Origin of the sequence: Algimonas ampicilliniresistens, assembly GCF_030159955.1 — a bacterium.
Classification (GTDB): domain Bacteria; phylum Pseudomonadota; class Alphaproteobacteria; order Caulobacterales; family Maricaulaceae; genus Litorimonas; species Litorimonas ampicilliniresistens.
Genome location: NZ_BSNK01000001.1, coordinates 442,457 through 467,087, shown reverse-complemented (window position 1 = coordinate 467,087; position 24,631 = coordinate 442,457). Strand labels below are relative to the sequence as shown.

The window sequence follows — 24,631 nt, the reverse complement described above, 5'->3', positions numbered from 1 at the left end:
ATCTATTCCCCTTGGTCTGAACCGATGACCTCGTAAGGTCCGGTCCAGCTCACTGCGCCACTGTCGGTCTGCATTATGTGTTGTTCGGATGATCCCGACTTGCCCGCCAGCCCAACGCTGACCGTCTCGCCCGATTTTAGGTGAAGCTGCACTACATCCATGCCGTCGCCCTCGACATGTTCAACGCGCTCGATCTGGCTGTGTGAGGCGAGCGTGAATTCGTCGATTCCGTTATACTCTCCATGCGGTTCAATCACGGTCGCGAAACTGGCCGAACGGCTAAGAGGCGTACGCAGGATCAGCGCAGGTTCACGGCGCAAATTAAAGTCCGGGTCATTCGCTCCGAGCTCTGCCAGTAGAACATGTGTGCCCTCGGGCACGGCACTCGTCAGGCTATAGAAACGGTTGTCGAGCAAGAGGGTTGTCTGAGCTTGAGCGTTTGGCAATTCTGCCTCACCGACTTTCCAGAGATATTGATATCCGGCTTGATCACCCAGCGGTGCGCGCGCGATCGTATCGGCATCGATCGTGTAATTCGTTTCCACGAGCTGGCCGTTATAATGCCAGGGCAAGTCGAAGTCGTGCAGACCTTCACCGGCGCCTCTTACAAGATCAATCAGCACAGGCGCCTCGAGTGCAGGATCATTCACGAGCGCGACGGTACGCGTGAGAGTGACGGCTGGATAAGCCTTATCAATTGAGGCCGACGTCGCGCTGATCCGTTCGCCGATCACGAAGTCGCCAATGTCTGGCCTGTGTTTGTTGCCCTCCTCGGTCACGCCACCAAAATGCGACGTGCGGTCAACAACTAGCGCATTATGCGCAATGGTTTGTTTGGCGTAGGCGTCGTTCTCACGTAGATAGTGGCCGCCATATTTGGCTTCGATGTTGAGAAAGCGCGCAGCGCCGTAATCGCGTAGAATCTCTGATCCGCGGTCGAATACGAGCAAACCCATCTTGTCAAAATGACCGTGGCCCAAGCCTTGGCTTGTATTCTTCACAACAGCCGTAAAGCCGTTTGGATCGTCAGATGCGCGCAGCACATCGAGCGCGCCTTGATCGCCATTCGCGCCGTCGCGAAGGCGCATGGACTGATAGGGAAATGGCTCAGCTTTTCCTGCAGAAAGATCGGTCGCCAATTGGCGGCCGCCTTCAGTCGGCACAACACGGCCTTGTTCCGCCACCACTGAGAGCAAAGCCGGATCGCCACTCAACTCATAGGCGACAGCAACACCGTAGAGCAGTTCCTGCGTCGCGATCCCTTTGTCCTTGATGGCATCGTTGATCGGGAAGAACAGCCCAGCATAGTTCTGGTGTATAGTGGACAGGATCGCTTTTTCGAGGATACCGTCACGCCGCTCGAAAATGCCGCGCTCTGGTTCGTTTGCTTGGATGGCCTGACCGAACAAAACGAAAGGCATCAACGCGAAACGTTGATAGTAAGGCCCTTCGTTATAATAGCCGTCCGGTGAGAACAGTTCGTCCAACTGCCGCAGGAAGCCGCCCGTCCCGGACCGATCGAGACCCAGCAACGCCTTTTCGACGTAGCTCTGATCGCCGAGCACATATCCTGTCATGCCCACAGCTGCGGTCGCCCAAGTGCCATGATTATGAACCTTGTCAAAGGTTTGCGGCTGACCCTCGGATAGAAACTCCGCCATGGGACGGATCAATTCGCTCTCGATCTCTCCGCGCTTATCATCGGCAAGATCGTCACGGATGATCTCGTAGCCCTGTATCGTGTAGACCAACCACCAAGCTTCGTTCAGGCTCTGCCAAAACAAGCGACCCGGGGTTTGTTCCTTCTGCTTTGGGTGCAGACCGAGCGTTGGGTACAGTTCCACATAGGAATCGAGCAAACGAACAGCATGATCGAGGTATTTACGTTCGCCCGTAGCTTCATAAAGCAGGCCTGCCTGATATATAGCTTTCGCGTTACGTTTGTGCTGTTCGTGCGTGTAACCGCCGCCTGCATCTAGAGGCACTGGCACATCGATCGGATTTCCGATGGCGGAGTCGAGTCGCGCGCGCGTTTCCGATAGAACTTTGTCGTAAAGGTTGGACGCCGAGTTGGTCGCCTCAGACGTTGGGGACGAGACCGTCTGAGGGGCAATGCAAGACGAAACGGCGAACACAGCTGTGGCTATGAGAAGATGAGTTCGCATCCTACAGACCCTCGTTCTCGCCTATGCGCGCTTGGGGCGGCAGTCCGCTCGTGATTTCCATCACCTCTGGAGCCGGCACAGCCTCAAAACGGTTCTTCGTGATATCCGTTTGCGGTTCGCCGACAGTATGATCGATCTTGAAGGCTGGACTATTGGCAAACGTGTTTCCGCTTATGTCCGTATCCTGCACACCGTGGAGCCAAAGAGAGGTGCCGAGCGCATTGCGTCCGCCATTGCCAACGTCAGTGAGTTCCGAGTTGGACAAAGAAAAATGGGGCCCAAATGTGCTCTCATCACGTCCACCCCGATAGAGAGCGGCGAGAGGACCCTGCACGCCCTCAAATGAGGAGTTCCTGACCGTGACATATTCGGCATTGTAACGCCCGAAATCATCGCGCTCCGCATCCAGCTTGAAGACGGAACCGGATATGTCGCGAAACGCCGAACCCTCGACGCGTATATAGTCCGCCATCGTGCCCTTAGCCCCGCGCACAACATCGAAGAAGCGGTTTACATCAAGGGCCTCAACCACACTGTCCACGATCTCGAGGCGGTAGTTCATGGTCATCGCATACGGGCTAGTACGGATCAGGGCGTTACCAACCATATCCGGAGCATCTTCACCCGTAATTTTGAGACCTTCAAGGCGCAGACTTCCACCATTTTCAATCTGAAACAAAGCTGAGCGTTCAAACGAAATTGTCGCGGCATCATTGCCACTCACAGTGATCGGAACATCGAGTTTCAATGTCTTTCGGACCTGATGACGACCAGCGGCTAGGGAGAGAACATCACCCGGCTCTGCAGAGTTGAGGGCGGCCAGAATGGCGCCTTCCTCGGCCGGCACGTATAGAATTTTGCCTGATCCGAACGCGACAGTGGCGGGCGCTTTAGGATACCAGTCTACCCCAACATCGCTCAAGGTGGTCACGACCAAATCGCGCGGGGCACCCGCCGAAACATCAGAAGGCGGATAGAGCAAACCATTAGCCTCACGCGAGAGATTAAATGGCTTACGCGTGAATCCCTCATCGAACACTGGGTCACCAGGTCCGGCAACGACGTTACTCGTAAATGTGATCCCAGACATGTCGTCATAGACCTGAAAGACTGCCCCTTCGGCCTCACGGGCGATCAAATTGTTTTGAAACACGCTATCCTGCGGCGCCGCTGATCGCTCTGTATCGCTACCCGCGCCTAGCTGAATCCTATCTGATCCAATAATAGAGTTATTCTCGACAACCGCATCGCGGACTTGGTGATACCGATTGATCGGACTGTCCGGAACGCCGTTCATGATCGTGAATGCCCCGCCAAACCGTGTGCCCGTTAGCGCCTCCATGTAGTTATCGCGGACCTGTTGGCCCGCATTAATAACCCGAATACCACCTGTATGATCCGCCCCATCACCAAGGAAAACATTGCGTTCGATAACGTTATTGTTTCCATGCCGCATGGTCAGTGTACCGCGCGCAGCAAGGAACGTATTGCCACGTAATTCGTTTCGGCCCGATTTGACGGAAATGACTTCTAATTCGCCATTCGTCCGGTCGAATACATTATTCTCTACAACCGTTAGGGAGTCCGAGAGCGAATGATGGCTGGTCCCGATACGGAGAGTTTCGCCGCCATTAGATCCAAGATTGGGACGCGGACCAAAATAGTTATTGGCGATGACATGGCCATTTTTCTGGCTCGCTTCCGAGTTCAGACGAACCGCCATTGTCACGCCCTGATTACCTTTTCCGGCAAGGTGATTATTCTCGAACCGATTGTTACGGCCATACATCATGACCCAGCTATCGGTTTCAAATCGCTCCGGGTTGGAGAAGCCATCGATAACTGTGTTACGGACGACCGAGTTGTTGGCGAGCTCCGTATAAGAACGACGGAATTCAATGACGCTGCTTGTCGGCGTGAAACCATCCCGAAAGACCAGACCATCAACTATGAGATAATCACCTGCCAAGCGCAGATTGGATTGTCCTGACAAAATGACCTGACCGGGTGTTTCCGCGCGAAGCGTAATAGGAGAATCCGCAGTTCCGCTTCCCGTGAAAAGGATTTCGGCATCAGTCCATACACCATTCGCGAGGACAATCGCATCGCCCGGCTTAGCCGTTTCGATAGCCGACGTGAGGGCGACCATATCTTCGACAATGACACTTAGCTGAGGTGCAGATGTGAGGGTTTGTTGCGGACTTAGCGCCCCCTCTGAAGGCTGACAGGCCGCCAAGGCCAGTCCGTAGACCGCAAGTGTCATCGCAGACGCGCATGAGCGGCGAAACTTGCCGTTCGGTATAGATCTATAACCGTAAACCCTGCGCTTCACTCGCATCCCCTTATGTGCGGCTTCGCCCGCATCTGGGAATAGTCTTTTAGCATGCCCCCTTGAAAGTCAACCGATTAAACGAACCAATTTATATTAATTGGTATGCTTAGCGGTCGAGCTGTTTGGTAAGCATATAACGTGATCGACTTTCCGCAGCTTGACGCTTGACCTCAGCATAGGCCTGCTCTTCCGATGCTTCCAAAAGCGCATCGATCATACGTGTGAAATGTGCACGCATAGCAGAACGGGCGTCGGAAGAATTTCGGCGCTTTAACGCTTCGACAATAGCCTGATGTTCGTCCTCGCGGTGGCTGGAGTCACGATCGCAAACTGACTTATAAACGGTTTGCAATTGCGCGGCTTCGGTCCGCATTTTCCACATACTTTCTATTACGAACATGATCGCGTGATTGTTCGTCGCCCGGGCGATTGCGTTGTGAAATGCAGAATCCGCCTCATCTGGGGTCATTTCCCCAACAACACGACCAGACATAATCTCGATGTAATTTTCAAGTTCGGCAATTGCATCATCGCTAATAATAGGCGCGGCCAGAGCCGCTGACTCCGCCTCAAATAGTGCTCGAGCCTCGGTTAATTCGAAAGGACCAACTTTGGGCAAACCATTGAGTGCAAGATTACCACTATCGAGCACATAAGCACCTGACCCGACCTTAATTTCGATTCGACCCTGCGCCTGCAAAGCGATTTCTGCTTCGCGGACCGCGACACGGCTCACCTCGAATTTCGTCGCTAGGTCACGCTCGCCCGGCAAGCGGCTACCAGGTGGGAAAACGCCGGAATCGATCAGCTCCAGGATCTTGTTCGCAACCGTATGATACAACCGCTTCTCTACCATAATCCTTATACCAATCTTGACCAATATACAAAATCACCCTTACCAATTTTGCGGCAAAAGAAAAGCGCAACTTCCAAAGGACAGGAAGCTGCGCAAGGTAAGGCGGCATTCAGATCGTCACGGCAGGCGTGACGATCTATTTTATACTGTGAGATGAACAGATCAACACAGGCGTTATCGGACTAGAAATCGTAAGTTACGCCGAAGATTACACGTCGATCAGTGATGCCTTGGTAGCACAACAAGGCCCCTTCGTTGACACAAGATATCGGCGCATCCGATTTGGTGAGATTGACGGCATCTACGCTAACAGACAATTTGTCGTTCACATCATAGCTAGCGCTGGCATTTAGCTGCCCTCTCGCTTCTGCAACACCCCGGAAACCGAGCGGATCAAATACGTTGCTCGTCCCAGGCAAGTCATTCGTTCTGTAAGCACTACGCCATGTATAACGCACCCTCGCGGACAAGCCATATTTCTCATAGAACGCCGTGAGATTGTAAGCGTCCTTGGACAGGTTCAATAAAGTTGCAGCTTCACGGCTCACAGGATTCGTAACAGGGTCAAATCCCTGCAACGCGAAGATGTTCTGAGCCCGTGTCTCACCGATGTTGATAAAGCCAGTGTTCGTGTCTTCTATCTGATGCGTGTAATTAGCGATCACACCAAAACCAGATGCCCAACCGAGCCTATCTTCAAATTCTCCAAGGTTATATTGGAAGGCCATCTCAATACCTGATTGAGTGGTCGACCCTCCAGCGTTGAACCTGGTCGAATCTCCAACACAAACGCCTCGACCTGAACCAAAGATGCCCGCGTCCGTATTCTCGCTAAAGACACCGCCAAGCGCACAGGGAGCACCATTATTGGCACTATTCACTTGCCCGCCATTTCTTCCGAAAATATCGACTTGTTCACGATCTCCATTGGCGAGTGATCCTGGCTGATCAATAAGATCACCGAATAGAGAGCTACGCGTTTTATGAAAGTAGCCCACACTCACGAGACTTGCTGGGGCGAAATACCACGACGCCGACACGTCAAAGGATTCGACTTCTTCCGGCTTCAAATCAGGATTACCGACTCTGGAGACATCGTTCACGCCGCCCCTACCCGGGAATGTTCGCGCAGCCGTTAGGAACTGAAAGTCAGGACGATTTATGTCTTTGGAATAGGCGCCGCGCAGGACAATGTCTTCGTTAACGTCTACCGCCAAGTTCACACGGGGTAACAAGAAATCATACGAGCTGTTTCCGTTTACTTGATTTGTAGACGGGGCCCCAACGGCATCAAAAACTCTCTCATTACTAATCGAGTTAAAGTCAGTTTTAACGTAGCGCAGACCTGCATTACCGCGGAAGATACCGCGTTCAAAATTCGCTTGGGCATACAAGGCCGTTGTCTTCTCCTCAATGTCGAAGAAGGCGAGCTCTGATGACACTAATGTCGTACTGATCGGATTTTGCGAAACACCCTCAGAGGCAATTGCCGCATTAATTGTTGCCACGAACGCCTCTGGGTCAGCCGCAAGTTCTGGATTAAAATGCAATACATCCCGGATAAACAAGCTGTTTCCGGTCCCATCCCCAAAGTTGTCAGGGATTGGCGTCAGAAGACCCGCGACGGCAGCCCCATTCAGGCTGTTGAAGAAATTGCTCGTACCGCCAGCACTCGCTGACCGATCATCCCTAAGACTGGTACGATTATTATGGCGAAGACCAAAATCTACCGAGCTTATAAAGGACGTGTCAAAATCATAGCTTGCGTCGATACGGAATGTGTTCTCCGAATTCTCTCGGACGTTTGCACTGTAAGTACCACCGTTATCCATCACATAGTTTGCCGGATTAAGCAGGTCTTGGACACTTGGAGCAAAAGGACTGGCAGAATCGATCCCGAAAGCAATCCCGTCACGTAGGTCAAACCTGATCGGGGTACCGTTTTCATCTCGCGAACCAAATCTATCCGAATTCGGATTGATAAAATTAAGTGTGAGCGACAAATTCGGATTGACTGTATCGGATTTTACTCTGGAGAATTCCGCATTCAGTGAAAGCGGGCCTTTATCATATTCCCCTCCAAATCGAATGATCGAACTATCGGTCAAACGCGATCCTGAATCCATGGACCCCCGTAGGAATGGAGCCCCGCGGTCGACGGTGGCATCGCTTAACTGCTGAGGCCTGAACGTGCCTGACGTGACAGCCAAAATACTGCCGAGATCTTGAGGACCGTTTGCTCCCTGCACCACACCTAGATCGAAGGTATCAAAGGTTTCAAAATTCGAGAATAAACCATCCGCACCATCGGAGCGTCCATTGAGCCGACTGATATTGGACACCTGAACTCGAGAGCTTTCTTGTCGACGCTCTTGATCATTATAGATGCCGTCCAAATAGAACTTCAAATTGTCGTTCGGCGCAAACTCTAGTGATCCGGCCAAGTTCAGCGTTTCATACTCCTGATTGATCTGGACCTGATTCAAGAATTGCACACCAAGAAAATGGGACGCGCCAGCGGGACAAGTCGTCGATCCATTAGAACAATCAGTCGGGTTGTCGCGATCAAGACGAGGACGGAAAGCGCTTACATCCGACCGCGTGTAACTACCGCTGAGGACCGCACCAAACTCTCCGGTTTTAGTGTCCCATTTTTTACCAAGAGCACCCGAAACGCGTGGTGTTGTCCCGTCAGTCGTTAGGCTACTGCTTTCGCCCTCAAGGGTGATAGAGGCCAAAGTGTCTTTCAGCTGGAGAGGTCGTATCGTGCGCAGATTAATTGTCCCACCGACAGACCCTTCAGTCGTTTTAGCTTCCGGGGCCTTAATGACCTCAACTCCAGCGATGATCGATGCGCTGATGTCCTCAAAACTAATACCACCGCGCGCATTACCCGCACCAACGGTTGCAACACCATTGACTTCGATACGGTTGTCATCGGTGCCTCGAATTTGAACGCCCGTACCAACGCCTGCCTGGCGTGTGATCTGGACACCCGTCAAATTCTCCAAAACCTCCGCCAAGTTCTGATCTGGCAGTTTACCAATATCTTCTGCGAGAATGACTTCCGTCAGGCTCGGTGCATTCCGTTGCTCTACCAACGCATTTTCAAGCGCTTGACGAATGCCGGTCGCAATAACCTCATCTCCGACTTCGCTAGAGTCCTGCGCGTAGACAGATGTAGCCAGCGCAAGAAGCGACGCTGAAGCCAAGGCGGTTTTCACAAGCGATTTGCGATTCATCATAACAATTCCCCAAGATCTAAATGTCTTTTGCGGCGGTGTGGACCAGATAGTGAAAATATGTCAACCATTATATATTACCGATAAGGGAAATATTGGTAGGACCAATAACGATTTCTGGAATGTGTTGCCGATATACCACGCAACTCAAGTCAGACTTTCAGATCAAGATGTTGGCTGATCTGAAGGGGCTATCTGGGAAAGCTGACGCGACCAGATTATTCTGATGTTCATCGCTTTAGCCTTAATATGAGCTCGCGCTATTTCACGAACATCGCGGAGTAATTTTAGACAATGTTCCGCTGAGTACGACGCGTTACTGCATCAACCTCGCCTCATTGGCTGCCAGTCATGTCATTATCTTGGAAGGTAACGGATGGAGGCATACCGCTATTCAGTTCTATAACCTCGACACCATCATGACGATCGAACCGATTGCCGATAATACGGGTCTGAGGCTCGCCGACCGTGTGCTTGATCAAGACAGGTTGCGACTTCGCAAAATGAGTGTCTTTAATGCTCGTGACCTGGACGCCGTGAAGGCGAATTGATGCACCAGATATGTTTCGATTGCTATGGCCCGCCTTGACGAGAGTCGAGCCAACCAGTTCCACATGAGGACCAAATGTACTCTCATCCGTTCCGCCTCGATAAATATCGAGAACAGGACCGCCAATATTGCTGAAGCTAGATCCATCCACAGTCACATACTCAGCACCGTAGATTCCGTTATCTTCAACTTCGTCAGTCAATCGAACGATGGACCCACTGACATTTGAGAAGGTCGAATTACGGATGATAATATGGTCGGCAAATGTCCCTTTCGTAGCCTTGATGATGTGGAAATCTCGATTGCTGTCTAGTTGGGTGAACTCACTCTCGAAAATCTCCAGACGGTAGTTATTCAGCATGGAATCCGGACTCGTCCGTATCACGCTATTGCCGACATCATCGGGAGACTCAGCCCCTGAAATCTTCAATCCGTCAAGTTGCAAACTACCGCCATCTTGAATTTCGAATAGAGTCCGGCCTTCAAATACGATATTCGCGTCTCCATTCGCTTTGATAGAGATCGGCTTGCCAATAGGGAGAAATGTGGAAACCGTATATTCGCCAGGCTTCAACTGAATCGTGTCACCCGCCTGCCCTGATTGGACAGCTTTAAACAACGCCTTATCATCATCAACTTTTATGGTTTTCCCAGATCCGAACGGAACATTTGGCTCGGCTTTGGGAAACCAGGACACCCCCGTCATATCTTTTGTCGTAACATCTAGTTTCCGCCGAATGCCGACACCCTCCAAACCAATCGGGTAAAGAAGTCCGTTATCCGCGCGCTCAAGTGGAACGTCTTTCCGCTGAAAACCATGAGAAAACTGGGGGACATTCAAACCTGATACAATGTTCTGACGGAACACAATGCCGGATACATCATCGTAAACAGTGAATATATCTTGCCCCTCACTATGCGCAAAGAGGTTGTTAGAAACTGCGCTGTCGACAGGTACCGCCGACCGTTCTTCATCACTGCCCGCACCCAATTGAACATTATCGACATTGATGAGCGTATTGTTTTCAATCTTCGCATCTTTGACCTGATGGTAGCGATTAATCGGTGAGTTCGGGACACCGTTCATGACGGTCAAGCCGCCGCCAAACCGAGTACCCGTTAGGTCTTCCATATAATTGTTACGGATTGTCTGGCTCGCATTGATGACGCGGATGCCGCCCGTATGATCAACGCCGTGACCAAAGAAGACATTTCCTTCCACCAAATTATGATTGCCGTGACGAAGCGTCAGTGTCCCGCGCGATCGTTCAAATGTGTTGTTTCGGAACGTGTTTCGACCAGACTTGTTGGAGATGATTTCAACCTCTCCGTCGCATCGATCAAAATAGTTGTTTTCTACGACCGTCAGAGAGTCTGAGAGAGAATATTTGCTGGTTCCAATCCTCAATGTCTCGCCACCATTCGACCCCAAAATCGGGCGCGGGCCAAAGTAATTATGGTCGATACGATGACGGTTTTCTCGGCTTTCTTCTGCGTCGAGACGCACAGCCATCGTCACGCCCTTATTACGTTTCCCAACCAGATGATTGTGATCAAACCGATTATTCTTGCCATACATCATCACCCAGAAATCAACTTTATGGCGTTCAGGCTGATTGAAATTGTCGATGACGACTTCTGTGACTCTTGAGTTATTTGCGAGGTGCTGTTTTGTCCGGCGGAAGGCAATGACGTCCCGAGTCGGCGTATAGCCGTCCTTGAACACCAACCCTGACACTTCCAAATAATTGCCCGCCATGCGAAGATTGGATTGACCGGTGATGAAAACCTCTCCTTTGGTCTCAGCCGTCAGAGTGATTGGTTTATCGACCTCTCCCTCCCCTGTGAAAACAATCTCAAAGTCTTCCCACGTCCCGTTTGCTAGAATGACCCGATCACCGGGACCCAACGCCTTCAGCGCATCCTTATATTCGGATTGAGTTCTGACGAGCCTATCGGCAGCATGAGCGAGAGCCGGACAGAAGCACAAACTTGCGATGGTGAAGCATAACGTCACTGCACGCACTGGCATGAACACACGACGAAGTGAGAGATCTTCATCATCCTGCGAGTTCGAAAAATTCATGTTAGTCCCCTGCGACATATTCCTGCCACCCATGGAGACTTAAAACCGCCTATCGTTAAAGATCAACCATCATCAATACCAATTATTGATATATTGGTCCGCCAAAATGGTTATCCAAGTCGTGATGCCATTAGAAACCGTGACCGGCTTTCTGACGCTTGTTGCTTAACTTGGCGATAGGCTTCGGCCTCAGAGGCGACGAGGAGCGCCTCGATCATCCGCGTGAAGTGCGCGCGCATAGCATTGCGCGCCGCGGAGCTATCGCGTGCCTTCAACGCATCAAGTATCGCTCTATGCTCCAACTCTCGAGACTTCGCGTCTTGCTTACAAACTGAGTTGTAGATGCTCTGCACTTGAACGGCCTCTGAGCGCATACGCCAAAGGTTCTCGATCGTAAAAACAATGGCATCATTATTGGATGCCTTGGCAATCACACGGTGGAATTCTTCATCCGCTTTTTCGGCATTTAGCTCTCCATCATCTGTGTCAGATGCCATAATTTGAATGAGGCTCTCCAGGCGATCCAGGTCTGCATCGGAAATGATCGGAGCCGCAATGGCGGCCGACTCGGCTTCGAACAAGGCTCGCGCTTCCGTCAACTCAAACGCGCTAACGGCAGGTAAAACACCCGGGTGACCTTCGGAAGGATCCATTACGTAAGCACCGGAACCGACCTTGATGCTTAATCGGCCAACAGCTTGAAGAGATATCTCAGCCTCACGGACGGACACCCGACTGACGCCAAACTTCTCGGCAAGGTCACGCTCCCCCGGCAAACGACTCCCCGGAGGGTACTCACCGGATTCGATCAGATCAATTATCTGCTCCGCAACCTGATGGTATAGACGTTTATCGGTCATTCCAATTCCCACTCAACGGATTCCGACTTGCTTAAGGCGTTTCTGCCTGAGCTTGCAACCGAAGCCCGGGCAGAAGCTTACCTCATTCAAAGTAATCTGTTCAATGAAAACGGCGAACTAGAATCGGCCTCGCAATCCGAAGAAGATACGAGGACCATAATCATTGACTTCATATAGATCGTCTCGAACAAAAGCGAACTGCTCTTTCGGTGCGCTGAAAATGTTGATCGCTTCTGCTGTCAGGCGGAAGTTATCCGTCAGATTGTATGACGCTCTGGCTTCCCAGACACCGACATCACCCACAAACCGCAAACGTGTTCCGTCAGATACGAATGGCTGGAAATAATCATCCCGGTACTTGTAGTTCACTTGAAGGTCGAGCTCGCCGATCTGGTAGTAAACTTGCGCAGATAATGTGTGCTTAGACAGTCCCGGTAGTCCGCCCGGGGCAATAACACCTTGGTTTGTCTGAACTCTTGTACCGTCCAATTGACGCGTGAAAGCATCCCCATATCGGCTGTCTTCAAACTCAAAGTTTGAGTCGACATAGTTATAGCTAACCTTCGCACCCAGACCGCTCAGCGCACCCGGTAGATAGCTAAAGCGATGTGATCCTGTGACCTCAATCCCAAACAGGTTACTCTTCTCTTCACCGACCTGTTGGACCGAAACTGGGAATGTAACGTCCTGCCCGTTTAACTGATAAGTTTCGTTCTGGATGACATTCTCGAACCCGCCTTGGAAGATCTTGTAATAGGCTCCAATAGCAAGGATTGAATCTTCGTTAGGGTACCATTCGTAACCCGCGTCGAAATTCCAAGACGTCAAAGGTCCGAGAGATGGATTACCGTTTGCGGAGATATTCTGGATCAGCCCTTCGAGTGATGTTGCATCTTCATCGTCACCAATGACGTTAATGCTCCGGCCAAAGCCCATATCCGCAGGATCAGGGCGGGACAGGGCGCGGAAGACCCCAAGACGGAAGACTTTATCATCCGAGAGTTCGATGATCGCATTCGCGCTCGGTAAGATTTCTATATAGTCGAACTCCTCGGTGACTGCCTCAAGAGACCCTTCAGCAATCGTAAAGACGCCGTTCGTATCCGTGACCGTCAATTGAGGACGATAACCTGTTGCCTCGACATCCGTCTGAATGATCCGAGCCCCGACATTCCCTGAAACCGGCAAGCCATTGAAAGCCGTTTCGTAGTTCGACATCACATAGAACGCCGTCGTGGTCTCTTTGACGTCGATTGTTCGGCTATTCTGTTCAATCAGGCCCGGGATTCCCGCACTGAGCGCTGAGAGCGGATCGTCTACGTCGCCCCGGTCTGCAATCGCAAGATTGATCTGATCCAAGATTGAGTTGAGTGAAGAGACAGCTGTTTCTGCAACACAGCGAGCATCAAAGGTGGCCCAAGAATTCGTCGAACTCAGGACAGTACCGTCATCAGCGATATTCGTGACGAGATCGCCACTCCGCTGACTGCTAAGGAAGGAATTGCCCTCTGGGAACTGTGTTCGGCACGCCTGGTTAGTCGATGCAATAATATCGACCCAGCTTGATGCCAAACCTGTAGCGGCGGATCCGGATCCATCGACGACCTGGCGGTTATTGATGTTCAGGTCCGTATTATCCTCGATCTCAAACGAAAAGCGACCGGATGTGATGTTGAATGGATCACCCGAGTCAGCCCCGCCTGGCAATTCAAGATAATCCTGTTCAGCCAAGCGCACACCAGCCTGAACATTCTTGAAAAAACTGCCGCCAAGGTCGTAGTCGACATCGAAACGCGCAGAATTGATCGTATTGTCTCGCAACACATCATTGTCGATGCGGACGCGTAGTCGATCAACATAGTTGTCGTGATCATTGACGTCGAACACTTCATCATAGAGCGTGTAAACAGGCACGTTTCCCTGCGTCCTGTCAAACTCGATCACAGGCGAAATGTTCGACTGAATCCTAAATTCAAGAGCGCGCTCTGTCCGCTCAGTATTGGAGTGCGCAATATCAGCTGAGACAGTCAGACGATCGGAAAGTTCGTATTCCACATTCAAGCCACCCCCGAAATATGTTTCCTTTCGAGCAAAATCACCGCCCTGAACTTCAATCGAATTATCCGTAATCGCACGCAAAATTCCGCCATTGGGCGTCGTGACCAAGCTATCAAACGTTGTCGTTGTGCCGCCGGGACCGATGTTCAATGATGTATCATTACGACGCCCACCATTGAATGTCAGATCATTGCGTTGCTCTGACTGAATACGCTCCGACCATTGTGCATCTAAGTTGATGTCAAGCCGATCATTCGGCTGCCATTGAACTGCGCCAAAGATAGCATCCCGTTGGTCGCGAGTATCATTTTGACGAAAATGACGCTGTGAAGGAGCGAAAGCAATGGCCGTACCCGCATCAATGGCCAGGCCTGTTGCGGGGTCAATTGCAGTGTCATATCCTTCTGTGTCCGACCCCCGAACATCAAGATTGTTTGGATTGCGACGATCATTGAAATCATCACAATCATCATCCCCCCGGTCTCTTGTTTCAGGGTTGTTAGAAAACCCCGTAAATGTTCCGCCATTATCTGGATCTGTGTAGCCAGCCAATCCGTTGGTAATCAAACAGGCCGGACGTGAATTACTAGTCGGTCCAGTTTGACGACTTTCTGCCTCTGGCTGAGAAATATCACTCCGCTGAACACCTATGGAAATACCGATATCACCCGTCCCAACTTCGAATTGATCCGAATAGCTACCTGTTAGGCGATAGCCCAGGTCGCCTGCCTCAGTGTTACTTTGATCCAATTGATCCGGGTTGACGTTTCCTTTGATATCAAATTGTACGCGACGCTTACCGAAGTCTAACGGCTTAAGCGTTTCCAGTTGAATTTGACCGGCTACACCGCCTTCAATCTGACTGGCATCCTGCGTTTTAAAGACCGCGAGCTTATTGACCATTTCCGATGGGAACTGCGAAAAGTTCACGGACCTATCCCCTGATCCGTTCGTGGCCGCTCGACCGTTCACGACAGTAGATGACAGATAGGGGCCAAGGCCCCGAATGGAGACTTCAGTTGCCCCGCCATTCTCACGGTGGGAGGCGACACCCGTCACATTTTCCAGAGCCTCACCGATCGACAAGGCCGGAATGTCACCAATCTCATCCGCCGATAAACCATCAACAATCTGCGTATTCTGACGCTTAAGCGCAATTGAATCTTGAATGACTTGGCGCGTACCCGTTGCGACAACTTCATCCGACGAGGCATCCTGCGCCCACACACTCGGAGCGAAACTGAGTACCATCGTCGAAACACCGACCATTAAAGCACAACGACGGGCCATGCGGCCGCAATCAACATTTTTCGATACAGCGATGGCGTAGGACGGCATCAGATTTCCCCTTTGATACTTTTTGTTACCAACAGACAGAACCGAAATGACAAAAGTAGTCAAGTCAATTTTTGAACCACTGTGGAATTATTGGTAATACCAATTTTGATGATTTGGCTACATTACTGTAGGAACGGAAGTTTCGGATGAAGCCCTCGGTGGGAGCTACCACAGGAAATCACGGTCTTAGTGCAGTCGAAAAATGAGGCGTTGTCAGCTTAATCGGACGACGCAAGATTTTTTACCAAGTCAGGGTAAAGAACAATCGATGCAGTCACCAGTTGGTCGCAAGCATGGCATTGCCTTGCGCCGAGCCCTGGCACGTTCGCGGTGCCTTTCCTGTGTCGAACGCATGTTACTCCAGCAAGTTGCCGCCCTCACTATCTCGGGACGCACAGCAGCCAAACCGAACCCAACTCCTCGCTTAGAACCTAACTCACGTCGCTGGAGTCATCACCGTCGGCTATAACTAGGAAACTCATCGGAGGCTCAGACCGGTCGATAACAAATGACCTGATCAGCTTAACCCATGGGCAGTAACTCGTCTTACTTCCAACGGGAATAACGGGTCCATGTCACCCGAACGATCATGTAGTGCAAGACGTCGCTTCAGAGCCTCGTAGAACTGGGCGTCACCGGGCCCCTCAACGAGCGGGACGGACGCGCGAACATGACCAGCCCTCTCTCAGGCTTACAGCGGGCCCCACATCTCTCTTAATAACGCGAAGTTTCGCAGGTTAGAGAAATATGAGACCAGTCCAAGTTCACGAGAGACGCGAGCTTCGCCCTACTCTCGCAAGATATCGAGTCCCATCTCTAGCATAGCTCCAAGCCCGCTTGGTTGGCAGGCGTGATACGCTATTGGAAGCCGAGATAGGCGCTCCGCTCTGAGTAGCAGAGCGGAAAATTGGTCATGTACTGACCCTATTACATCGCTTCAAACGAAGGGTCCCCTGACAATGCCGCGTCAGGAGACCCTCGCCCATTACTGACACGCATTCGATATGGAATTCGACTCTATGGCAGCGTCCAGCCAGAAGTAAGTGTCGTCATCACTGAACATATAATAGGTCGTGTCATTCGGCATCATGACGATTGTGATCCCACCATAGCCCGACATGAAAGGAATCCAGGTATTGTTCGCACAACCCAGTGATGAACTCACTTCATGGGCCCACATGCCGTTATTATATTTGAACGGATCAGCAATCGGAATGTCCAAGCCTCGATCATTGATATCCTTCTGCATGGCGGCGCTGAGTTGTGTCGGATCAAGCATCGCCTGACCTCCAATCTGGCCATCATCGACATTTAGGAAATTCGTGATCTTGGCGACATCATCCGCCATCCACATCAGTCCCCAGCCCGTGAAAGGCTGCGCCACTGAGTCATAGGTCCGCCGTGTAAATTGCGCCGTCGGGCTCAAATTGATCGGCTTCCAAAGCTCTTCGACGATTGTGTCGGCAAATATGTCCTTGGTAGAACCTTCCGTAGCTTTCAGATATTCGTTCAGTGTCCGCCCCAAAATATAGGTGTCAGACGTATGATAAACCCATTTCGTTCCGGGAGCTGATTTTCGCGAATATTGCGTGCAGCTATAGTTGATCTTGCTGGCATGATCTTCCGAGAGGAACAGGCCATTCGTATGTGACCGGCCCTCGTCCGACAGGTACAGACCGGAGCCGTAATTGCCAGTCGCCATGTCGAGGGCGTTATGAACGGTCACGTCACTCCAGTTTCCGTCTGCGGCACAAGCCGGCACATAATTACTGATCACCGTACTGAATGTGCCGGGATATTTCTGCTCCAAGCGCATGGACGCGACGCCCCCAAAAGTGCTTTTCGCTGCAGAATATGATGGAACAACCATCGCCTCGCAGAACGGATAGGGGCCATTCCGAGTCTCGCAACCGCCAGAGTAATGCGTCCCATTTATGACAAACCCATATAGTGTCACATGAGTGGGATCCGTGCTGTTGGGCGCTGAGAAAGCGGACAGATCGACACCAGGGTAATCGCTGGCCAGATCACTGAACGGCTTGCGAGGCATCCGATTGGCAACCTCGGCCTGATAGTCGGCTTTCAGAGCGGTCGCGTTCGATACGGATGCTGGTGTGTAAGTCGCATCAAGCAACCCCCACATATCCACCTTGAAGTAGAGACAAGTCTCGGCGCTTATCTGGTAAGACACTTTGGAGACGGAGCCATCATCCTTGAAGAGAAAGCTCATCGCGCCATTATGCACGCAATTTGCGTTTTTCTGCATCAGGGCAAAGGGAATTGAAACGCGGCTATATCCGAAGTCATTGTTTTCCTGCCAGACCCGACCGGGGGAGAAAATATATTCCCACTCAGGGTGCGACGAAGCAATCGCTCCGCGTTCGACGGGAAAAATATGCGTTCCGGTCTGGACGAAATCGAAATCGAATTCCGGCAAATGCTTGCGGGTCGTGTCCGAATTTCCAGTATATCGGAATGTATCCTTTTGCTCGTCAAATCCTCCGCCTGTGGCTTCGCCCTGCAAAACAAGCCGGCCTTCGAAATTATGGGACGGCTGGGCGGCCTCAACGGGAAGCGCGAAGGCGGACATGTTGACGAGCTGCCCGGGATCAGTGCCATTCATGAGGACTGAATATCCCAGTTCGGATCGAGCCACATTGCCGCTGCCCGACAGCGGATCGTAATTATCGACGGGGCCGCCACCAGTTGAAGATCCTGTTCCCGAGACATTCACCACCAAGGGATTTTCGTCCGCATCATTCGACAGGATAGATAGGCTATCCGAATAGAAAATTTCAGAGGTCGGAGAGAAGGACACGCCAATAGCGCAGCTCGCCAATGGCGAAACAGTCTGGTTCGAACAGCTATCACTCGTGATCGTGAACGGCGTAGCCAGTCCGGAAATCGACCCGATCGAGAGGTTGGCGTCACCGCTATTGCTGACTGTCAGGACGGAATTATCGGTCGTCCCGGTTTGTACATTACCAAACGCCAGACTAACGGGCGCATCAATCTCCGGCGCGGGATTGATCCCGCCCAAATCTCCACTCAGCAGCACATTGTCCCCATAACAATAGTCGCCGGTCGTACCGCCGGTTCCTCGGAACCGTGCGACCAGATTTGCATTATCCTCCGCACTCGCCGGAGACGCCGATCCAGAATAAAATGTGCCATTATCCTGACCATTGCTGACTTGCGTCACGATCGACCAATTACTGCCGCCATCGGTTGAAAATTCGGCATAACAGTCATCATTATTCTCAAGTGATGTCGCCGCAAGGCTCATGGAAATGGAGACGTTCGAATACCCCACACTCGAAAGATTTATGGTCCCTGACGCGGTGCCGCGCAAACGCATGGAGTAAGTTCCGATCGCCTTGCTTGTTGATGCCCCGACAGTCCCGGTCGTCGTCCAGGCGCTTACCGTCCCGGTTTCGAAATCATCGGAGAAGATCGTATCCGCATAGGCCTGTGCGGCCGTGCCGCCCGAAACAATCAACCCTGCTATTAATTTAAATAACAATCTCATCGCAAACTCCCTATAAAGAACCGTAGCCTGACGATTGATCAATCGCGCAGACTAACATCCTAGTTGGAGCCTATGGTCTGGAACGAGGTTGCAGTAGGGCCAGACAGAAAAATGGATGGTGCCAGACAAAACTTCCAACCATATGGCGCATGGGCTGAAATGCGGCCAAGCGCCATATAGGTCCCCGCCCGACTGCCCTGCGTTAGAAGCCAACCTGTAATAGATCAGATGGTTTTTCTCGTTACTTTGCGCGTGTTGTCAGTCCGATGTTAACCCTCAAACTCATCTAGCTCGTCATCAGAAGGTCCGGCGAGCAAGATTTGCGACGCTGCGTCAGCATGCGCCTTAACCTTGATGGCCTGAACTGCGATTGGATCGCCTTTGCCGAGATGTTTGGCCAAAAGGTCGAGACCCGCCTCGTCCATATTCCAGGCTGCAAATGCTGCCGCATCCAAACCGTTCATCGTATCCGTATAATATTTAACTGAAAGGTCGATACCAGCGTCGATTAAGATCTGCATAACATCTTGTGCTTTCCCATTGATTGCCGCGAACATTGGGTTTCGAATCGAGGCTGACGTGTCAAGTTTTGCGCCCTTCGAGAGAAGATAGCGGACAATCCGAGCATCACCTTCACGTGCTGCGGCTGCGATGGCCGCATCACCGTAAACTTTGGTAGGAGTATTTACGTCAAACCCATAATTTTCGAGCAAAGACACAATCAAATCTAATGGTTGCCCCTTATTTCTGAGAACAGCGTAGTATAAGGCGTCACCACCTAAAGAATGCTTTGTTGATTGCAGCCAAGGATATTCTTTAAGAAGTTGCGACACTACTGCAACGTTACAGTCCTCGATAGCCTCGCTAAAACGCCGCTTTATTTTAGAACGCAATATGACAGTCACTTTTCTCTCGCAATTATTCTATGGTCTCTGAGAATCTCTCGAAGCTTGCCAGCACCGCGATCTCGCGCTTTAAAGATTTCTTCCGTCAGTTCCCTCTGAGGAACTTTCCCGTGCACACCTCGTCCTCGCGCCGCAAATACGAGATTGTCAATATCAACGCCAGGATTGATACCGTTCTTGATCAAAACTCTCTGTGCCACTCTCACACGCAGCTTATCGATGCGAGACCCGACGCCTTTGATCGGTAGCACGTGATGAACGTGATCCCCAAAACGTTTGTGCCCCGACTTAGCAGCTGTGAGCACAGTATTGGCCTGCGCATGAATCGATCGGAGCGCCGAGCGGTTCTCGACTGTATTGGCGACCAATCTCGTACTACGCGCACCGAACTTGCTCCCAAGGCCAACCAATTTTACACCCGGAATAACTCCAGCTACATTGGCAATAGCGCTAATTTTGTCACCATTTTTATAATCTTGATAGGCCATGGCAGCGGCGGCCCCGCCTCCCACGACGGGAATGTAGCTTAGGCCCTCCGCGATTGGACGCTGAGCCTGCGCCATATGCGTTGCCAAGCCATGATAATTCTCCACCATTATCTGACGGTTGATGTCTTGTGTGGCTCGAACGACTTCTTCATAGGCAAGCCGGGCCAGTCGCGGTTCCGCAATGGCTCTGGCGTGGCGGCCGATCGCGACTTCGGCGGAGCCAATCGCGCCAAAGCGTGACGCCGCCGTCGCCCCGATCAATGAGTCATACGCCACGTTAAAGTCCGCATGCCGGTTCACGGCGGCAACTGATGCCAGCCGATTGGCCCCGAGATGGTTAGCCCAGAAGGCGTCATGACGGCCCGCAACGATCTGTGCGACCTCAGCGTCGCGCTGCGCACCGAGATTGAAAGCTCGAGCCTGCTCCAGACTCACGCCGGAAACCCGCACGCCCGTCACCGTCACTTCGTCCGGCGCATAGGTCACGCCTTGCGTCAGGGCATGGCTTTGGGCCAGTCCGGATTGGGCTGTTGTCGCCGACGATCCCAGCACCGCAGTCCTGTCCGCTCGGCTCGCTAAGGTGCTACCGACCGCACTCCCCACCGCATTACCCAAAGCTCCGCCGATCACATCTGGTATCGCCGCGACGATATTGTCGCCGAAGTTACTGCCGTCCAGCGCGCTGCGCGTGGCCGCGTTGGCCAGCGCGGAGGCGGTGCCGACCGCGACATCGCGGCCGATCCCATTTCCGAATCCAGATCCAAGCTCACGCCCAGCCGCCGCGCCGACGCCAGACCCAATGCCCGCCGCCGCGACGCCAGACCAGCTAAAGCTCTCTTGCAGACCTGTCGCCACGCCGAGGCCCTGCGTCAGCGCATTAACTCCGCTCCCCCGGAGTAAATCCTGACCAAAGTTTGTTGAGCCCCCGAACTTCGCCGAGGCCCCTCGGCTGAGCCCTCCGCTGATCGCGGCCAGACCGACCGATTTCCAGTTGAACTTGTCCTGGATACCGGTGGCGACACCGACGCCCTGCGAGACAGTCGAGGCAACAGCTCCGGTTGCGGCTCCACCCGCCACAGTCCCTAGTGCCGCCGTCAGATAAGGCGCGACAATCGCTGACACGGCGACAGCGACCACCGTCAGCAGGATCTGCCCCACGACGCCGCAGTTCTGTCCGCCCTCTTTGGGCTGCTCTGGCGTGGTGGGGGAGAGGTCGCCGATCGCCTCGCCGGGATCATAAGGCGCAAAGATGGACGCATTAAAGCTGCTGCGCATCACATTGGCGGGCAAGCGCACGGTCTGACCCGCGCTCAGCGCGACGTCCGGGGACGCGATAGCGGGGTTCGCCTGCGCTAACTTATACCACAGCGCACTATCGCCATAGAGCGACGCGGCCAGCGCCGAGAATGTCTCCCCGCCGCGCGCCATATAGGTCCCGGCCCGGCTGCCCTGCGCGTAACTATTGATCGGATCAAAACTATTGTTGAAGTCAGCGACCCGGTCATCCGACGTCGAGCCGTGCCGGAACGCGCCATTCGCCCCCGTGTCCGGCGTGATCGTCCGGTCCGCCGCCGCATGCGCATAATCCATCTGCGCGACATCGCCATTATTGCCCGTCATCCCCATCTCGCGCCCGCCAAAGCGGTAGCGGATTTCGCGCGGTTCATAGGCCGCCGGGCTGACCTCCGTCCGGTCAATAACCTGACCCGAAACATCATTCGTGAAGGTGACCGTGCGCGGACGGCCATCATTGATGTAACTGCTGGTCAGATCACCCGAGCTATCGCGCGTATAGGTGGTCGTGTGCAGCGCGTTGGAGCCGTCCGACGTGTCGCTGTCATAGCTCACCGAAGACGCCACCGCGCCGTCATACCAAGCATAGGCGGTCGTGGTCGAAGTGCTGGAGAGATGAAGCGTGGAGAGCGGAGCCCTGCCGCTCAGGCAGGCCCGTAAGTACGGTCAGCCATCGCGGAACTGACGGATCGGCACTTTCTGTGGAAAGTGACACAGGGCGCGGGTCTCTATCCGCCGAAGGATAGAGGAAAAGACACACCTATTTACGACGGGAAGACACCCGCGCGAGGCGATCAGCCTGATCCCGCCGCCCCTGCGCGCGGTCCATCTTTGCGGGGTCCCCGGCCTAACCTGATCCACCAGACGTGGCGAAACAGGATGTTTGGCTCTCGGGGTCCGCATCGACCAACAACGCACAGAGGCGAGACATCAAAGGGCGCAGTGCGGGTGCATAAGCCCGCCCGCATCCCGCTTAGTCTTGCGCGGTTCCCGTTTGACCGAGCGCCGCCAGATCACTCTGGCGCGGGACGTCCCCCGCACGCAAATCCAAGCCCTCACACCTGCTCGCCACGCCGAGGGCCATGCACCTCCCCGTGTCTGTAGCGAACGCAGTGAGAGTAAGTGGGGTTGGGAGGGAGCGGATTGGTTTGGTCAAACCAGCTGACTTAAAGACATGAAATAGGCGAATAAACGAGGATTGATCTGATAATAGTGACCAGTGAAGCTGCCGAGATCATCATTGGCGGCAGGGGCGGTGAGCTTGTCGCCATAGGGGGCATATTGCTCCCGCCACAGGACCGCGCCGCTCTGGCTCGTGCCGGCTGTGGCCGAGCCGAGTTGATCTGGATGCAGATAGGTCCGCGTGTAGGTGAGCGCGACCGGATCGACCTCGATCCGCGCGAGGCTCATCCCCGCGCCGCGCACATAAAGCGTCATCTTACACAGATGCGCCTTGTCCACGAGCGCGAGCTGCCCCGCCGCATTATAGACGTTAAGGTTAGCGCTATAAGTCTGCTGAGAATGCGCTGGAGGCGCTCCCAGATGACATGGCGGCAGCCAGCGAGAGATGGGGCACAAAACACCCACCGATCTCTCGCTTAAACAGCGATTATATACCCTCGATTACAATAGGCATTGCTGCATTTTCATCTAAATCTGATAAAATATTGGAATAAGTTTTATCTTTCGAAAGAGCGTTATCACGCCAACTCTCATGACTAAGCAGAACGATACCATCACCCAACCAACTCAAGTCATTTAAGCATTCTTCGAACGAGTCCCAATTATTTTGGAAATAGCTAGGGAATTGTAAAGCAGTGGAAAACACGTCAAATAAGGCTGATTTATTAGACACATCTTTACCAATTTTTACGTGAAAAATATTCTTGTTTGATTGGATTTTCATTCGATTTCTCTGAAGCTTCCATAGTGATCGTCTGTAAAGTATGCGCGATCATTGGCGTCATCAACAACAATTCTTTCAGAATTCCTACTTTGGCCAGGTACTTTAGGGCCTACATCAAATTCTCGGTATTGTCCGTTTGCAGGCAATTTTCCCTCCCGGTTCTTAAATGCCCTACCTCCAACAAATCCATCGGGGGGCATTGTTTGGTCTGAAAGGGGGATTGGTTTGCTTAGACAGTCCGGACTTCTGAGGAAGTAGATCAAAACAGAGGTTAAGAATCAGGCGAGAAATAATGAACGTTCCGATATTGAATAGGGAAAATATCGAGTTCCTCTAACAAATCTTTTTCATATTCGCTCAAAGATCGATCTAGATACCTATGGTCCACTATCAATTCAAATCCAACGAGATTTAAATCCAATGCCTCAAACTCATTAGAAATAAGACTTGCCGCGTCAGATATAGATAGGGCTCGGCATAAGACACCTAAGTAGGCTCCGCGCATACCACGATCATATTCAGGGTTTTCTGCTCTGACCGAACAGATCGCTCTCGCAACATATGTGTTTTTCATAGTGGCCAGTGAAGCTACCAAGATCATCATTGGTGGTGGGGGCGGTGAGCTTGTCGCCATAGGGCGCATATTGCTCCCGCCACAGGACCGCGCCGCTCTGGCTCGTGCCGGCTGTGGCCGAGCCGAGCTGATCCGGGTGGAGACAGGTCCGCGTGTAGGTGAGCGCGACCGTATCGACCTCGATCCGCGCGAGGGCCATACCCGCGCCGCGCACGTAAAGCGTCATCTGGCACAGATGCGCCGCCTCTAGGCTATGAGTTTCTCATAAACTCGATGCCAATCAACTTATTTCTCTCATCGAAGTCGAGGTTCACTTCTACATCAGAAACCGTATCAAGCGGCAGATCTATTGCGACAGTTTTAGCAACCTTTTTTGGTTCACCCGCAAGATAGAGATATGCGTTTTCGCCATTTTCTTCAAAAATATACCGCCGATTTTTTTGAGTCAT

Annotated in this window: 15 protein-coding genes; all 15 read right to left on the bottom strand. The window is 52.4% G+C overall.

Features of this window, described 5'->3' with window-relative positions; genetic code table 11:
- Window positions 1-2: 2 nt before the first annotated feature.
- On the bottom strand, window positions 3-2,165 hold the full coding sequence (locus QQL54_RS02030; protein WP_284387001.1) for a heparinase II/III domain-containing protein: 2,163 nt from the start codon (window positions 2,163-2,165) through the stop codon (window positions 3-5).
- A gap of 1 nt (window position 2,166) precedes the next feature.
- Window positions 2,167-4,428, bottom strand: coding sequence for a polysaccharide lyase 6 family protein (locus tag QQL54_RS02025; RefSeq protein ID WP_284386998.1), 2,262 nt, complete (start codon window positions 4,426-4,428; stop codon window positions 2,167-2,169).
- 175 nt (window positions 4,429-4,603) lie between these two features.
- Window positions 4,604-5,377 carry a FadR/GntR family transcriptional regulator gene (locus tag QQL54_RS02020; RefSeq protein WP_284386995.1) on the bottom strand — a complete coding sequence of 258 codons (774 nt, stop codon included), beginning with the start codon at window positions 5,375-5,377 and terminating at the stop codon, window positions 4,604-4,606.
- 158 nt (window positions 5,378-5,535) lie between these two features.
- Window positions 5,536-8,598, bottom strand: a complete 3,063-nt coding sequence (locus QQL54_RS02015) for a TonB-dependent receptor (RefSeq protein ID WP_284386993.1) — start codon at window positions 8,596-8,598, stop codon at window positions 5,536-5,538.
- 332 nt (window positions 8,599-8,930) lie between these two features.
- A complete protein-coding gene (locus QQL54_RS02010) occupies window positions 8,931-11,231 on the bottom strand; it encodes a chondroitinase-B domain-containing protein (protein ID WP_284386991.1) in 2,301 nt (766 codons plus the stop codon).
- A gap of 110 nt (window positions 11,232-11,341) precedes the next feature.
- Window positions 11,342-12,091, bottom strand: a complete 750-nt coding sequence (locus QQL54_RS02005) for a FadR/GntR family transcriptional regulator (RefSeq protein WP_284386988.1) — start codon at window positions 12,089-12,091, stop codon at window positions 11,342-11,344.
- A 117-nt stretch (window positions 12,092-12,208) separates the two neighbouring features.
- Window positions 12,209-15,439: a TonB-dependent receptor gene (locus tag QQL54_RS02000; protein WP_284386985.1), complete on the bottom strand. Its 3,231-nt coding sequence runs from the start codon at window positions 15,437-15,439 to the stop codon at window positions 12,209-12,211.
- A gap of 1,033 nt (window positions 15,440-16,472) precedes the next feature.
- The gene (locus tag QQL54_RS01995) at window positions 16,473-19,016 is read right to left on the bottom strand and encodes a choice-of-anchor D domain-containing protein (protein WP_284386984.1); all 2,544 of its coding nucleotides are present in this window, start codon (window positions 19,014-19,016) and stop codon (window positions 16,473-16,475) included.
- 269 nt (window positions 19,017-19,285) lie between these two features.
- Complete coding sequence (locus QQL54_RS01990; RefSeq protein ID WP_284389424.1) at window positions 19,286-19,849, bottom strand: ankyrin repeat domain-containing protein; 564 nt, start codon at window positions 19,847-19,849, stop codon at window positions 19,286-19,288.
- A 68-nt stretch (window positions 19,850-19,917) separates the two neighbouring features.
- A complete protein-coding gene (locus tag QQL54_RS01985; RefSeq protein WP_284386981.1) occupies window positions 19,918-22,257 on the bottom strand; it encodes a LysM peptidoglycan-binding domain-containing protein in 2,340 nt (779 codons plus the stop codon).
- 597 nt (window positions 22,258-22,854) lie between these two features.
- Window positions 22,855-23,139 carry a hypothetical protein gene (locus tag QQL54_RS01980; RefSeq protein WP_284386979.1) on the bottom strand — a complete coding sequence of 95 codons (285 nt, stop codon included), beginning with the start codon at window positions 23,137-23,139 and terminating at the stop codon, window positions 22,855-22,857.
- Between the two features lie 172 nt (window positions 23,140-23,311).
- Window positions 23,312-23,608, bottom strand: coding sequence for a barstar family protein (locus QQL54_RS01975; RefSeq protein WP_284386977.1), 297 nt, complete (start codon window positions 23,606-23,608; stop codon window positions 23,312-23,314).
- The gene (locus QQL54_RS15510; protein ID WP_431355915.1) at window positions 23,605-23,808 is read right to left on the bottom strand and encodes a ribonuclease domain-containing protein; all 204 of its coding nucleotides are present in this window, start codon (window positions 23,806-23,808) and stop codon (window positions 23,605-23,607) included. Before QQL54_RS15510 ends, QQL54_RS01975 begins: the two co-directional genes overlap by 4 nt.
- Before the next feature lie 318 nt (window positions 23,809-24,126).
- Window positions 24,127-24,408 (bottom strand): hypothetical protein, encoded by a 282-nt coding sequence (locus QQL54_RS01970; protein WP_284386974.1) that lies wholly within the window; start codon window positions 24,406-24,408, stop codon window positions 24,127-24,129.
- Window positions 24,409-24,433: 25 nt separating this feature from the next.
- Window positions 24,434-24,631: a DUF2283 domain-containing protein gene (locus QQL54_RS01965; RefSeq protein ID WP_284386972.1), complete on the bottom strand. Its 198-nt coding sequence runs from the start codon at window positions 24,629-24,631 to the stop codon at window positions 24,434-24,436.